12 protein-coding genes are annotated in these 13,342 nt (G+C 71.0%); 5 read left to right on the forward strand and 7 right to left on the reverse strand.

The window, feature by feature from the left end; all coding sequences use genetic code 11:
- Positions 1 to 14: 14 nt before the first annotated feature.
- Complete coding sequence (locus ACFY2A_RS07570) at positions 15 to 977, reverse strand: GlxA family transcriptional regulator (protein WP_387169651.1); 963 nt, start codon at positions 975 to 977, stop codon at positions 15 to 17.
- 152 nt (positions 978 to 1,129) lie between these two features.
- Here ACFY2A_RS07570 and ACFY2A_RS07575 point away from each other — a divergent pair, with 152 nt between their 5' ends.
- From ACFY2A_RS07575 to folE, 4 genes are all read left to right on the forward strand, one after another.
- Positions 1,130 to 1,267, forward strand: a complete 138-nt coding sequence (locus ACFY2A_RS07575) for a hypothetical protein (protein WP_387169653.1) — start codon at positions 1,130 to 1,132, stop codon at positions 1,265 to 1,267.
- A gap of 98 nt (positions 1,268 to 1,365) precedes the next feature.
- Positions 1,366 to 1,941 carry a hypoxanthine phosphoribosyltransferase gene (gene hpt, locus ACFY2A_RS07580; protein WP_363917904.1) on the forward strand — a complete coding sequence of 192 codons (576 nt, stop codon included), beginning with the start codon at positions 1,366 to 1,368 and terminating at the stop codon, positions 1,939 to 1,941.
- A 383-nt stretch (positions 1,942 to 2,324) separates the two neighbouring features.
- Entirely contained in the window at positions 2,325 to 4,343 is a 2,019-nt protein-coding gene (ftsH, locus tag ACFY2A_RS07585; protein WP_093409891.1) for an ATP-dependent zinc metalloprotease FtsH, read from the forward strand.
- 38 nt (positions 4,344 to 4,381) lie between these two features.
- Complete coding sequence (gene folE, locus ACFY2A_RS07590) at positions 4,382 to 5,044, forward strand: GTP cyclohydrolase I FolE (protein WP_363918530.1); 663 nt, start codon at positions 4,382 to 4,384, stop codon at positions 5,042 to 5,044.
- Between the two features lie 21 nt (positions 5,045 to 5,065).
- Here folE and ACFY2A_RS07595 read toward each other — a convergent pair whose 3' ends face one another.
- Positions 5,066 to 5,845, reverse strand: a complete 780-nt coding sequence (locus ACFY2A_RS07595; RefSeq protein WP_387170087.1) for a hypothetical protein — start codon at positions 5,843 to 5,845, stop codon at positions 5,066 to 5,068.
- Positions 5,767 to 8,325, reverse strand: a complete 2,559-nt coding sequence (locus tag ACFY2A_RS07600) for an FtsK/SpoIIIE domain-containing protein (RefSeq protein WP_387170089.1) — start codon at positions 8,323 to 8,325, stop codon at positions 5,767 to 5,769. Before ACFY2A_RS07600 ends, ACFY2A_RS07595 begins: the two co-directional genes overlap by 79 nt.
- A gap of 198 nt (positions 8,326 to 8,523) precedes the next feature.
- Between ACFY2A_RS07600 and ACFY2A_RS07605 the strand changes: the two genes are divergently transcribed.
- Positions 8,524 to 9,078 carry a hypothetical protein gene (locus ACFY2A_RS07605; RefSeq protein WP_387170091.1) on the forward strand — a complete coding sequence of 185 codons (555 nt, stop codon included), beginning with the start codon at positions 8,524 to 8,526 and terminating at the stop codon, positions 9,076 to 9,078.
- 2 nt (positions 9,079 to 9,080) lie between these two features.
- Here ACFY2A_RS07605 and ACFY2A_RS07610 read toward each other — a convergent pair whose 3' ends face one another.
- From ACFY2A_RS07610 to ACFY2A_RS07625, 4 genes are read right to left on the reverse strand one after another with little or no spacing between them, the layout of a single operon-like run.
- A complete protein-coding gene (locus ACFY2A_RS07610) occupies positions 9,081 to 9,674 on the reverse strand; it encodes a hypothetical protein (RefSeq protein ID WP_387169656.1) in 594 nt (197 codons plus the stop codon).
- A 13-nt stretch (positions 9,675 to 9,687) separates the two neighbouring features.
- The gene (locus ACFY2A_RS07615) at positions 9,688 to 10,854 is read right to left on the reverse strand and encodes a M23 family metallopeptidase (RefSeq protein WP_387169658.1); all 1,167 of its coding nucleotides are present in this window, start codon (positions 10,852 to 10,854) and stop codon (positions 9,688 to 9,690) included.
- Positions 10,847 to 11,407: a hypothetical protein gene (locus ACFY2A_RS07620; RefSeq protein ID WP_387169660.1), complete on the reverse strand. Its 561-nt coding sequence runs from the start codon at positions 11,405 to 11,407 to the stop codon at positions 10,847 to 10,849. The genes ACFY2A_RS07615 and ACFY2A_RS07620 overlap by 8 nt, the downstream gene beginning before the upstream one ends.
- Positions 11,404 to 13,341, reverse strand: a complete 1,938-nt coding sequence (locus ACFY2A_RS07625) for an MFS transporter (RefSeq protein ID WP_387169662.1) — start codon at positions 13,339 to 13,341, stop codon at positions 11,404 to 11,406. The genes ACFY2A_RS07620 and ACFY2A_RS07625 overlap by 4 nt, the downstream gene beginning before the upstream one ends.
- Position 13,342 lies beyond the last annotated feature (1 nt).

Genomic DNA, 13,342 nt, shown 5'->3' on the forward strand with positions numbered 1-13,342 from the left:
GGCCGGGCGACAGGTCAGCCGGTGGGAGCACGATCGCGGAACGTGGTGCGGTACGCCTGTGGCGTGGCACCGACCCGGCGGGTGAAGTGGTGCCGCAGGACGGCGGCGTCGCCGAAGCCGGCCCGATCGGCGACCGCCTCCACGGTCATTGCGGTGTCCTCCAACAGCCGGCGGGCCAGCAGGACGCGTTGGTTGGTCAGCCAGTCGTGCGGGGTGGTGCCCGTCTCGGCGCGGAACCGGCGAGCGAACGTCCGGGGTGCCATCCCGGCCCGCGCGGCCAACTCGTCGACGGTGGTCTGCCGGTCCAGATGGCCCATCAGCCATTCCAGTACCGGTTCCAGGGTGGGCGCCTCCGGTGCCTTCGGGATCGGTGCCTCGATGTACTGGGCCTGCCCGCCGTCGCGATGTGGGGGCACCACCATCCGTCGGGCGAGCCGGGTGGCGGTGGCCGAGCCGTGCGCCTGGCGCACCAGGTGCAGGCAGGCGTCGATGCCGGCGGCGGTGCCGGCACTGGTGAGCAGGCGGCCGTCCTGCACGTAGAGCGAGTTGCAGCGCACCCGGGCGCTCGGGTGGCGGCGCTGCAACTCGTCGACGTGCCGCCAGTGGGTGGTGCACTCCCGTCCGTCGAGCAGTCCTGCCTCGCCCAGCAGGTACGCGCCGGCACACACGCTGAACAGGTACGCGCCCCGATCGGCGGCCCGGCGTAACGCCTCGTGGACCTCGGCCGGTGCGGTGGTGGTCGGGTCGTGGGCGGGCACGGCCACCAGGTCCGCCTGCTCCAGCGGATCCAGATCGGCGTTCGGCACCAGGTGAAAGCCGGCGGAGGTGCGTACCGGGGCCTGTCGAGGTCCACACACGTCGAAGCGGTAGCCGGGCAGCCCGTCGGCGGTGCGGTCGGTGCCGAACACCTCAGCGAGCACGCCGAGTTCGAACGGAGCGACACCGTCCAGGACGAGTACGGCCACTGAACGAAGCATGTGACGAGGGTAACCGCACGAGTGGCAGGAAATCGAGCAGGACTGGCATTCCTGCCACTGTCCGAGAGTTGGCGGGGTACGCAGACTTGCAGATGTCCGGTGCGCACCGGCGGCGACACGACAACCGCAGACGCCAGAAAGCGAGCGCCGCCATGGGTTTCCTGTTCTTCCTGCTGTTCTTCCTGTCCCTCGCCCTGTTGTCCGCCCTGGGGCTGACCGCCGACAGCCGTGACTCCGCGGACTGGAAGCCCTCCGACGGGGGCCACAGGTGGCAGTCGCGCCGCTGCTGAGCCGAATGTTCCCTTCATCCGGAAAATCCCAGGCGGGGTTGTCCCGAAACGGGCGGCCCCGCCGACGGCGAACCCGGGGCGTACGGCAGGCTATGGTCATGGCTGACGGCTCCTGGTACGACGCCGACATCGACCACGTGATCATTTCCGAGGCGCAGATCCGCGAGAAGACCGCGGAGCTGGCCAAGCAGGTCTCCGCGGACTACGCGCACGTCACCGACGGGCTGCTGCTCGTCTGCGTACTCAAGGGCGCGGTCATGTTCATGGCCGACTTCGCCCGGGCGCTGGGCCGGCACGGCCCTCCGGCCGAGCTGGACTTCATGGCCATCTCCTCGTACGGGCAGGGCACCACCTCCTCCGGCGTGGTCCGGATCCTCAAGGACCTCGACCGGGACATCGCCGGTCGGCACGTCGTTGTCGTGGAGGACATCGTCGACTCCGGGCTGACCCTGTCCTGGCTGCTGCGCTACCTGGAGTCGCGGTCGGCGGCGAGCGTCGAGGTGGTCGCGCTGTTCCGCAAGCCGGAGGCGGTCAAGGTGACGGTGCCGGTCCGGTACGTGGGCTTCGACATCCCGACCGAGTTCGTGGTCGGGTACGGCCTCGACTTCGGTGAGCGCTACCGGGAACTGCCGTACGTGGGGGTGCTCAAGCCGGAGGTCTACGCCCGCTCCTGACCGTGCGGGTTCCCGCCACGCCACGGCGCCCCCCGGACCGCCAGCCCTTGTCCGCAGCACGCTGGCCCGACTGCGGTCGTGGGCGCGTCCGCCCGACGTTCAGCCGACTTTCAGCTGATCGGACTACCTTTGCCACGGTGACCCGGAGATCCGACTCCGGGCCACGCCGGCTGACATCCGGTTCGCCGTGCGCGTAAGTGCTGGGCTCGCCAGCTCATATCGGTCTCGCACGGTGTACCGTCGAATGACCGTGGCGCGGCAATCGCGCCCCGGGGTCGAGGCCGGCCCGCACGGCGGCTCCGGCAGCCGCCCAGGCGGCGACACCCACAGTCGGTCAGGACGTCGATCAGGAGGATGCGGGCGTCTCGGCGCTCGACAACAGCATGGAACGTACGCGTTTCTTCCGCCGACCGGTGTTCTGGGTCATCCTGGTCATCCTCGGCGCCGTCGTGCTCAGTCAGTTGTTCACCGGTGGACCCAGTTACCACCGGGTGGACACGTCCGTCGCGCTCGACCAGCTCAACAAGGGTGGCATCGAGAAGGTCGTCTTCCAGGACAAGGAACAGACGATCCAGCTCGAGCTGGCCGAGGAGACCGAGTTCGGCGACACCACCACGAAGCTGATCGAGGCCCAGTTCCCCTACGAGGTCGGCGACGAGGTCTGGAACCAGGTCCTCGACGCCAAGGCCAACAATCGGGTCACCGGGCCGGCCGACACCGAGGTGTCGTCCGACAGCATCTGGGTCAGCCTGCTGGTCAACCTGCTTCCCATCGTGCTGCTCGTGCTACTGCTGCTGTTCTTCATGTCGCAGATGCAGGGCGGCGGCTCCCGGGTGCTCAACTTCGGCAAGTCCAAGGCGAAGATGATCACCAAGGACACGCCGAAGACGACGTTCGCCGACGTGGCGGGCTCCGAGGAGGCCGTCGAGGAGCTGCACGAGATCAAGGACTTCCTGCAGAACCCGGCGAAGTACCAGGCGCTCGGTGCAAAGATCCCGAAGGGCGTGCTGCTCTTCGGCCCGCCCGGCACCGGTAAGACCCTGCTCGCCCGAGCGGTGGCCGGCGAGGCCGGGGTGCCCTTCTACTCGATCTCCGGTTCCGACTTCGTCGAGATGTTCGTCGGCGTCGGCGCGAGCCGGGTCCGCGACCTGTTCGAGCAGGCCAAGGCGAACGCGCCCGCGATCGTCTTCGTCGACGAGATCGACGCCGTCGGCCGGCACCGCGGAGCCGGCATGGGTGGCGGCCACGACGAGCGCGAGCAGACCCTGAACCAGCTCCTCGTCGAGATGGACGGCTTCGACGTCAAGGGCGGCGTCATCCTGATCGCCGCCACCAACCGGCCGGACATCCTCGACCCGGCGCTGCTGCGTCCGGGCCGGTTCGACCGGCAGATCCCGGTCGACGCTCCCGACATGGAGGGCCGCAAGGCGATCCTGCGGGTGCACGCCAAGGGCAAGCCGTTCACGCCCGACGTCGACCTCGACTCGGTGGCAAAGCGGACGCCGGGCTTCAGTGGTGCCGACCTCGCCAACGTGATCAACGAGGCGGCCCTGCTGACCGCCCGGAAGGACCAGCGGGCCATCTCAAACGACTCGCTCGAGGAGTCGATCGACCGCGTGATCGCCGGCCCGCAGCGGCGTACCCGGGTGATGAGTGACCAGGAAAAGAAGATCACCGCGTACCACGAGGGTGGGCACGCGCTTGTCGCCTGGGCGCTGCCGCACGCCGCGCCGGTGCACAAGGTGACGATCCTGTCCCGGGGCCGCTCCCTGGGCCACACCCTGGTGCTGCCGACCGAGGACAAGTACACCCAGACCCGCGCCGAGATGGTCGACACCCTGGCGTACGCGCTGGGCGGCCGGGCCGCCGAGGAACTCGTCTTCCACGAGCCCACCACCGGTGCCGGCAACGACATCGAGAAGGCCACCCAGCTGGCCCGCGCGATGATCACGCAGTACGGGATGAGTTCCAAGCTCGGTGCGATCAAGTACGGCACCAGCGGTGACGAGCCGTTCCTCGGCCGCAACATGGGCCACGAGCGGGACTACTCCGACGCGGTCGCCGCCGAGATCGACGGCGAGATGCGGGCCCTGATCGAGCTTGCCCACGACGAGGCCTGGGAGATCCTGGTCGAGTACCGGGACGTCCTGGACAACATCGTGCTCGAGCTGATGGAGAAGGAGACCCTCTCCACCGCCGACATGGCCCGGATCTGCGCCCGGGTGGTGAAGCGTCCGCCGATGGCCCCGTACAACGGCTTCGGCAAGCGGCAGCCCTCCACCGAACCGCCCGTGCTCACCCCGGCGGAGAAGGACGCGCTGAAGGTGCAGGCGGAGGCCGACGGCGCAGAGGCGACCGTGGGCGGCGGCAGCTCCAACAACTCCTCGGACGGTTCGCACTGAGCACCGACGACACGGCGGCCGGTCCCCCACAGCGGGGACTGGCCGCCTCCGCCACCGAACCCGACACCGACCGCCTCGACTACATCGCCGCGCGGCTGGTCAACGGTCGGCTCACCGGTCGTCCCGTCGAGGACACCATGGACCTCGGCCGGATCGAGAAGGCCGTCCGCGAGATCCTCATCGCGGTCGGGGAGGATCCGGACCGCGACGGCCTCCAGCAGACCCCGGCCCGGGTCGCCCGGGCCTACGCGGAACTCTTCGCCGGCCTGCGCGTCGACCCGGCCACGGTGCTCACCACCACCTTCGAGGCCAACCACGAGGAACTGGTGCTGGTCCGGGACATCGACGTGATGAGCCTCTGCGAGCATCACCTGCTGCCCTTCCGGGGCAGTGCCCACATCGGCTACATCCCCGGTCCCGACGGCCGGATCACCGGGCTGTCCAAGCTGGCCCGGCTGGTCGAGGTGTTCGCCCGGCGGCCCCAGGTGCAGGAGCGGCTCACCTCACAGATCGCGGACCTGCTGATGACGCGGCTGGCACCCCGGGGCGTGGTCGTCGTGCTCGAGTGCGAACACATGTGCATGGCGATGCGGGGCATCCAGAAATCCGGCGCCAGGACGATCACGTCTGCGGTGCGTGGCACCCTGCAACACGACGCCAAGTCCCGGGCCGAGGCGATGGCTCTGATCATCCCCCGCTGACCGGCGGTCGGTCGCACCGGACTACAGCATCGCCAGCACGATTCCCGCGTTGACCACCACGGCCGGGACCAGGCAGGTCAGCGCGCCGAACCGTGGCGTACGGTCCACCCGCTCCCCCGGCCCGGGCGGGAAGCAACGGCCCACTGCGAACCACCCCAGGCCGAACGCGACCGCCGGTGCCGGCAGCCCGACCAGCACCGCCAACGCGGTCACCGCACCGGTGCCGGCGAGCAGATACACCACCACCAGAAGCACCGGAACGAACAACCCCAGCGGCCCGTACACCAGCAGGTTGCGGGCGCGGGATGGCCAGTGCGCGACCCGGGACAGGCCACGGGCGGTGAGCGTGTCGTCCGCTCCGACAGCCCACCGTCGGGCATCCCGCAATGCTGTCAACACCGTCGCCGGACCGCCGCTCATCGACCGGGTCGCCTCGGCCAGCTCCGGCGGTGTCGGCACCAACGAGATCGGTGGTACACCCAGCTCCCGTAGTCGGCTCTCCTGCGGCACCAGCCGGGTGCGTACCCCGGTGAGCTCCTCCCGGGCGGCCTGGACCGCGCGGGCCTGCTCGCCCGCAGCGGTCGCCGCGCCACGCCGTACCCCGTCGAGCTGCCGGGCCGCGGCGAGGTAGTCGGCCCACGCGGCCCGCACCGGATCCCCCGACTCCCCGGCCGACCGCTGCCTGACCGGACCGCCGACGGTGGCCGACGAGTGATCGAGCGTCATCCGGGTTCCCCCTGCAGGCTGCCGGGCACGTCGTACGGAACCAGCACCACGCCGCGCTCTGCCGGCCCGTCCCAGAGCACCACCCGGTCGGGGCGAGGTCGCCACTCCACCGGGCGGCCGAAGACCGGAGTGAGCTGAGCCCCCGGCACGCCCGCCACCGCCACGGCGGTCAGCTTGTCCACCGTCTCGTCCGGTTCCACAAGCGTCGCGAACGACGGCACCGTACGCCACCAGCCGAGCAGGTGCTGCCCAGCCGGTGGCCCGTCGCGCAGCAGGGCCCGCAGCCGGGCCGGCGGCAGTTGCTCGGCCGGTGCCACGTCCAGGCCGAAGACAACCAGGTACGCCGGCTCGCCGGCGTCCGCCACGGCGACCAGCCCGGCGAGGTCCACCAGGTCAACCTGGTGGGACTCGGCCAACTCCGCGACAAGATCGTCGGCCAGGTGCCCAGCCTCGGCGTCCGGTACGGCGACGACGAAGCGCGCCGTACCCGCCGGATGGTGGGCCGCCGTGCTGTGTGCGGCCGTCGCCAGCAGGCGACACGCGGCAGGCCGTGGACCGAGTACCGCGAGGTTACGCCCCGCACCCGGTCCGAACGGCACCGCCACGGTGCTGCGTGCGACGTCCACCGCCCGCCCGAGCAACGCGGCCGGAGCCGTCGACTGCCCCGCGACGGCTGCCCGGTAACGGGGATCGTTGCCCAGCAGGGGGCGCGCGTACCCGGCGAAGACGACGGGCGGCGCCGCGCTCGGCGGGCGGGCCGCCCAGAGGCGGTGGCGCAGCCCGGCCACCGTCTCCAGCTCGTCTGCCGGGTCGGGGAATCGGACCATCCGCTCATGACCTCGGATCGCTCCGCGGGGACCGCCCAGACCGCCCGCGGTGTTCACCACCGCGCTGCCCACCGGCAGACCGGCTGCGGCGTCGTTGGTGGGTGCCAGCACCGCCCCGCCGCCAGGCAGCGCCACCCGCACCGGAAACTGGCCCAGCAGGGCGTCCCGCTGCCCGCCGTCCGGGCGGGTGGCCAGGCCCAGGTCACCCTCGCCGGCCAGCACCAGATGGACACCGTACGCCCGCCCGGTCCTGGCCAGCGCGTCCAACCGGGCAGCCACCTCGGCGGACAGCCGGTCCCGTTCGGCGAAGAGGACCGGCAGGTTCTCCAGCACACAGACGACCCGGGGGAGCGGGCGATGTTTCCGCAACTCGGCGAAACGCTGCCCACCCGCGCGGGCGGACGCCTCCGCGCGCCGGTGCACCTCGGCCGTCAACTGGTCCACCAGATCCAGTACGTACTCCCGGTCGGCGGCCATCGCGGCCGCCCGGACCTGCGGGACCCAGGACCGGTCCCGCTCCGTCTGCAGGAACTCCGCAAAGGACTCACCGTCACCGAGGTCCACCAGGTACAGCGACAGCTCGTCCGGGCCGTACCGCGCGACGAGCCCGAGCAACGCCGTGGTCAGGAAGGTGGACCGGCAGCCGCGCGACCGGCCGCTCACCAGCCAGTGCGGGGTCAGTTCGGTGAAGCCGAGCGAAACCGGCCGCCCACCCGCATCACCGACGGTGCTGCTGAGCCCCTCCGTCGCGGTCGCCTGCCACAGCTCGTCCGGAGGCGGCAGCAGGTGCGACAGGGAGAGCCGGCTGCCGGCCTCGATCTGGGCGGCGATCCGGCGGCACACACCGTCGACCAACTCGGCCGGCGGATCCGGGTCGACGAAGACCGGAGAGTTCAGCCCTCCGTCGGTGCCGGCACCGGCGAACGTCGCGCCCGGCGGATCACCCAGCAACGCGTAGGCCGTCCGCATCGCCAGCGGCGTAGCCCTGGGCAGTGCGACCCGACCGGCCGGCGGCCACCCCGCCACCACCAGGTGCAACCCGGCCGCCGGACCCTGCTCGGCGAGCGCCTCGACCCGCGCCAGGTCGCTCGGCCGGTGCGGCTCAGGCAGCGCGGCCAGCACCAGCAGCAGCGAACGGTCGTGCCGGCGCGGACCGGAGGCGTCCGGCGCCACCCACCGCTCCGCCTCCGCCAGCACGGCCTGCAGTCCCTCGGCGTCGGTGGCCGGCGGGGCCAACACCCCGGCGTCACCGAGCGCCGCGAACGGTGCCAGCACGCCACCCGTCGCGTCCACCGCCCGTACCAGCAGCGCCCCGGCCGGTGTCGCCGCCAGCATCCGCAGCAGTACGGCCCGCAGCAGCCCGGCGACCCGTGCATCGTGCGCATCGGCGTCCACCACGAGGTGACCGCTGCCGAAGATCGGCACCAGAGCCGGGAAGCGTGCGTCGTCCAGCGGGGCGGCGGTGCCCACCCGGACGAACGGAGGTGGCCCCTCTCCGGCGGGATGTGCCGGCTCGACCGCGTCCAGCGTGGACCCGGCCCAACCAGGGGCGAGGACGGTGGCCGCCTCGCGCAGCCGCTCGGCCAGCGCGTACTGGCGGCGCTGATCGGCCGGGACCGGACGGGTCTCGTCGAGAACATTCGTCGCCGCCGTGACCGTCGCGGCGGCCCGGCGGTGCAGCGCGGCGGCGCGGAGCGTCCGTGCCTTCGGACCGCCCACCGTGTCCACCCCCTCCGCCCGAGGTCGGCACCCACTCGCCGGGCAGAAACGACGGTATCCCAGCGAGGGCTCCACCTCCGGGATGCGCAACGGCGCTGCGCCGGTGTTGTCATGGATCTCACCCATCGGCAGGGTTCGGTCACGATCTGCCAAATCTGGGGCATTGGGTCCTGGGCCGCCAGCCGATAGCCTCAGGGGGTGGAATCAGTGCCGCCCCCCGCCGGTTCCCAGGTCTCCCGCGTACCGGCGCAGAGGACACCGCCGGAGGAACTGGCACCGCCCGCGGTCGCGCCGGCCCCGCGCCGGCCCCGGCGACGCCTGCGTACGGTACTGACCGTGATCGCTGGGGTGGTTGCCGCACTGTGCCTGACCGGAGGGGTGGTCGGCTATTTCGTCTACGACCGCGCCACCACCCCCGACCGCAGCGCCCCAGACGTGGTGGTGGACAACTACCTTCGTGCGTTTCTGGTCGATCGCAATGACGTACGCGCGTCGCTCTTTACCTGCGAGGGCAGCACCGATCTGGATCAGCTTCATCGGCTTAGGGATGACCTAGCGGCCCGGGAGGTGCGATTCGGGACGACAATGTCGACGGTCTGGGGCATGCTCCAAGTGGATCGGGATGAAGATGAGGCCGAGGTGCGGGTCGACCTGACCTTCGCGGCACAGGTGGACGGTATCCGACAGAGTGATCGGCAGTCGTGGACGTTCACCACGCGGTTGGACGAGGACTGGCGGGTCTGCTCAGCTATACCCAGCTAGCCTCACTCCACCCAGAGCATGTGGACCGGAACCTCCAGTGTGGTCGGTGACTGGCCGCGCCAGGCCCAGCGGTACCACTCCATCTCCGGTGTCACCCGTACGCAGATGTCGCCCTCGGCGCCCGAGTACGTCTCGGTGACGGCGCGCAGATCGCGGTGCTCGACCGAACCGACCATGTGCACGACCCGTCGTCCGGTGACCGAGTCCGCCTCGAAGACCGGCGTAGGTGCCCGGCGGGTCGGTGCGTCCAGCGAGACGAGACGCAGGCCGCCGTCCGTCGCCGGCGTCGTCGCTCGGCCGACCGTCTCGACCCAGACCCGTTCGACCGGCACCAGTGGGGCGAACACCTCGACCTGGTCCGCCTCTGCGCGGTACCACTCGTGTTCCGGGATGACCGGGACGTAGGTGCGGCTGTTCTGCACTACCCGTTCGTCGGCCCGCAGGTCGGCACGCCAACCCAGGCCGGGCAACCCGACCAGCACCCGTCGTCCGCGCAGTTCCACGCTCTCGGCGGCGGGGACGACCTCGATCGGGCCGGGCGGCTGGGGGGCCCAGTCGGGCTGGTCGGCGAACGGGTCCGGAAGTGGTTCGGTCATGACGGCTCGTGGTTCACCCGGCGCCCTTCAACGGTGCACCCTTCGACCGCATGAACGGCACCGGGTCGATGGCGCCCCGACTGCTGCGGTCGCCCTCGACGTGCACCTCGAAGTGCAGGTGCGGCCCGGAGGAGTTGCCGCTGCTGCCCACCTCGCCGATCACCTCACCAGCCTGCACCGTGTCGCCCGCGGCGACCCGGGGACGACTCACCAGATGACAGTAGCGGGTGATGAAGCCCTGAGCGTGCAGCACGTCGACGAACCAACCACAGCCTCCCTTGCCGGGCCAGCCGTCCACATCACAGCTGAGTCGCCCTCTCCGGTCGGGGTCACATCGGGAGACCAGTACCCGGCCGGTCGCCGCGACTCTAATCAGGGTGCCCTTCGGCGCGGCGATGTCCACACCGTTGTGTCCGGGCCGACTGGCGGTCCGGAATCCGGAGCCGACCCCGCCCGGAATCGGCGCGGTCCAGCCGGAGGCGGCGATCTCGCCGCCCGCGGCGGCATCACACTCCTCGCGTCCGGCGATCAGCGCGGTGCGTGCCGCACCCCCGGCCAACGCGTCCACGATGCGGGCGGCGAGTTCCTCGTGCTTGGCGTACGCGTCCGGAAAGGCGCTGATCTGAACCCGCTGGGCGGCCACGGTCAGCGGCAGCTTCTGCCAGTCGGCCACGTCGACCAGCTTCTCGTAGAACTTGCGGGACGCGTACTCGGGGTTCATCCGCTGGGCGACCGTGCCCCACGAGGGCCGTTGCTGGAAGAGACCGACGGAGTCGTGATCGGCCCCGATTCCCTCGTTCGGAATGTCCCGCGACTCGCCGACCGTGCTGTTGGCCAGGTTGAGCAGGCGCGACTCCTGCATGGCGGTCGCCACCGCGATGACCCAGCCCCGCGGCGGCACCTTCATCTCCTGGCCGACCTTGATGATCACGGCGGCGTTCCGCAGCTGGCGTTCCCCGTACTCGGCGAAGCGTGGCATCTTGCCGCTGACGTCCACCTCGAAGTCGCCGGTGCAGTCCATGCTGGCCGGGGCAAGCTGCTCGGCGGCGTCGCCCCCCAGTTCGGTGAGGAAGAAGGCACCAGCGCCCCCGGTGCAGCAGAGCAGGGTAAGCGCCGCGGTGAGTGCGGTGGCGAGAGCCCCGATCCGGGCCGGCCGACGGGGACGATTCTGGTCACTCATCCCTGCTCCAGTCCACCGCGTCCACCAACCATCGCCCGTCGGGCGCCAGCAGTTCGAGCCGGAGTTGGCCGTTGTCGAGCGGGATCGTCGCCTCCACGAAGGTATCGCCGCGTGGGCGGAGGGTCACATCACCCGTGACCGCGCCGGCGGGCACATCGGTCGGGTCGACGCCGGAGAGCTTCTCGGTGAGGCCGGCGGTCGAGAGCGGACGCAGCGCGTCGTTCCAGTCCTCCGTGGTTTGGCCCGGGCGGCCTATCCAGGCCGCGGCGAAGCGTTCGGCGACCAGTTCCGGTGCCGACTGGCCGGGCCGGGTGACCGGGGACGGTGCCGTGGTGGTGGAGATCGCGCCGTCGTCCCCGGTGGTCGGGTGCACCGTGGTGATCGGGTCGGCTGGTCGATTGCTTAGCCCGGTCGACGGGTCGGTCGGGCCGGCCACCAACCTGGCCGCCCCGACCACCCCGAGCACCAGCACGGCGATGCCGAGTGCGACACCTAGCCGGGACCGCAGCAACCGCAGGAACAGGAACTCGATCGCCCGCCGCACGACGGTCACCGGGCCTCGGAGCGGACCCGCGGTGTCGGCTTCTCGGGAGCCCGTTCGGCCGATCCGGGACGGTAGATGGCGTAGGAGGGGTTCTCATCCGGCACGTCCGGCTCGGTCCAGGAGGCCGGCTGTCGGCGACGGGGCCGGGGCGCGACGGCCCCCTTGGCGGGCCGCTCCCGGCTCTGGTCGTCGGCACCGCCGGCTTCGCGGCCGTCCGCCCGCTTCGCGGCCGCGGGTGCGCCGCTGGGGACCGGGTCCGGACGAGCCTCCGGACGCACCTTCGGCTGCTCCGGTGCGATCGCCCGACGCCGTCCCATGGTGGGCTCGGCAGTGCCACCGGGCTCGGCGACGTCGAGCCGGGCCGCGGTGCGCATGTCCCGGAAGAACCGGCGGTGCCAGGAGCCTGCCGAACTGACCGCCTCGCTGTTGTCCTTGCCGCCGAGCTGGGTGATCCGGCGATAGGGGCGCAACAGCAGCCAGCCAACCACCCCGCAGAGCCAGACCAGCACCACCTGAAGCCAGCCGGGGAGGGTGGCCGTGCTCATGATGAGGTCGACCGCGAAGAGGTAGATGGCCGCACCGGTACCGAAGATCGCGATGTTGAACAGCGCCGCCACCACCGCGTTGCCCAGCCGCCGCAGCCCGGCGCTGGCCGGCCGGAGCAGGCCGATGGTGCCCAGGATGGGTGCCGCGATCACCGCCCACCGGAAGATCAGGAAGCCGAGCAGCACCAGCACCGACGCGGTGAGGTCGAACATCGCGAAGAGCAGGGCGGCGAGCACCGCGATGAACCCGGCACCCACCCGGTCCATGTCCCGGACACCCTTGAGGTACTCGTAGGCCTCCGGATCCTCCTGCTTGATCTGCTGCGCCACCGTCATCCACTGCTGATTCTTGGCGCTGATGGTGGCCTCGCGCGTCTGTGGATTAGCCCGGATCTTCTCCGTCTCCTCCCAGGACAGCGACTTGGCGTCGTAGAGCGCCGCGCCGTACTTCTTGGCGGTCTCGCTGTCAGCCGAGCCGAGCACGCCACGCAGCCAGTTCCGGTAGAGCATCGCCTCGGCGGCCGTGTCGCTGGCCCGGACCGCCGGTGGACGCTTGTCCGTGCAGGCGTCCGGATTGGGCATCGCGCACCGGTCCGGCGGTACGTCCTTGGCGGCCGGGCCCACCGCGTCGTGCACGACGCCGAGCGTGGAGACGAGGGCGCCGTCGGCGAGGTTCGCGGACTTGACCGGCCAGGCGGCCAGAGCGGTGACCGCCACCATCACCACCAACGCCCACCCCGCCGTGGTCATCGCGCTGCTCATGTCGGACTGGCGGGAGCGCCAGAGCAGGTAGAGCCCGACCACGCAGAGGGTGACGATGCCGAAGACGCTGAACACCTTCTGGTAGATCGCCTTGGTGGCCTGGTCCACAAGTGGATCCGCCCAGCCCCACATGGTGCCCGGCTCCCAGGCGCGTTCACGCAGCGCGTTCGAGGCGCCGATGATCGCCGTCGCCATCATGAACTCGCCGTTGGCGATGGTGTTCGTGAACTTGTAGTCCGGATGCAGTAGTCCGGTCGCGCAGCCGGATTCGATGTCGTAGGTGCTGTAGCTGTAGCCGGCGTAGCCGTAGTCGGTGTAGTAACCCTTCGGGCCGGGGAGCTTGGAGGCCTCGGGTCGGGAAGCGAACCATCCGGCGATCCCGGAGTCCGGTGCGCTCGGCGTTGGTGGTTGACGGCAGTTTGCCTGATCCGAAACCACCTGATCGAGTTTGCCGACGCAGGCGCGGAAGTCGACCTGCCACTCCTCGGTCGTGCAGAGTTCGGCCGCAGCGGCCTGGTACGCCGCCGGGGCCGCGTACGCCGGTGTGGCCGTGAGCCCGGGCCAACTGATCGTGGCTGCGGCGAGGACGCCGAGTGCCAGGAGGAGCGCCGTGATCCGTGCCCGGGCCCTCGCCATG

Source organism: Micromonospora sp. NPDC000442 (genome assembly GCF_042898635.1).
In the GTDB taxonomy this organism is placed as follows: domain Bacteria; phylum Actinomycetota; class Actinomycetes; order Mycobacteriales; family Micromonosporaceae; genus Micromonospora.

Coding starts and splice junctions, on each gene's coding strand:
- ACFY2A_RS07570 (WP_387169651.1), bottom strand. CDS start 977: ATGCTTCGTTCAGTGGCCGTACTCGTCCTGGACGGTGTCGCTCCGTTC.
- ACFY2A_RS07615 (WP_387169658.1), bottom strand. CDS start 10,854: ATGAGTGACCAGAATCGTCCCCGTCGGCCGGCCCGGATCGGGGCTCTC.
- hpt (WP_363917904.1), top strand. CDS start 1,366: ATGGCTGACGGCTCCTGGTACGACGCCGACATCGACCACGTGATCATT.
- ACFY2A_RS07610 (WP_387169656.1), bottom strand. CDS start 9,674: ATGACCGAACCACTTCCGGACCCGTTCGCCGACCAGCCCGACTGGGCC.
- ftsH (WP_093409891.1), top strand. CDS start 2,325: ATGGAACGTACGCGTTTCTTCCGCCGACCGGTGTTCTGGGTCATCCTG.
- ACFY2A_RS07575 (WP_387169653.1), top strand. CDS start 1,130: ATGGGTTTCCTGTTCTTCCTGCTGTTCTTCCTGTCCCTCGCCCTGTTG.
- ACFY2A_RS07625 (WP_387169662.1), bottom strand. CDS start 13,341: ATGGCGAGGGCCCGGGCACGGATCACGGCGCTCCTCCTGGCACTCGGC.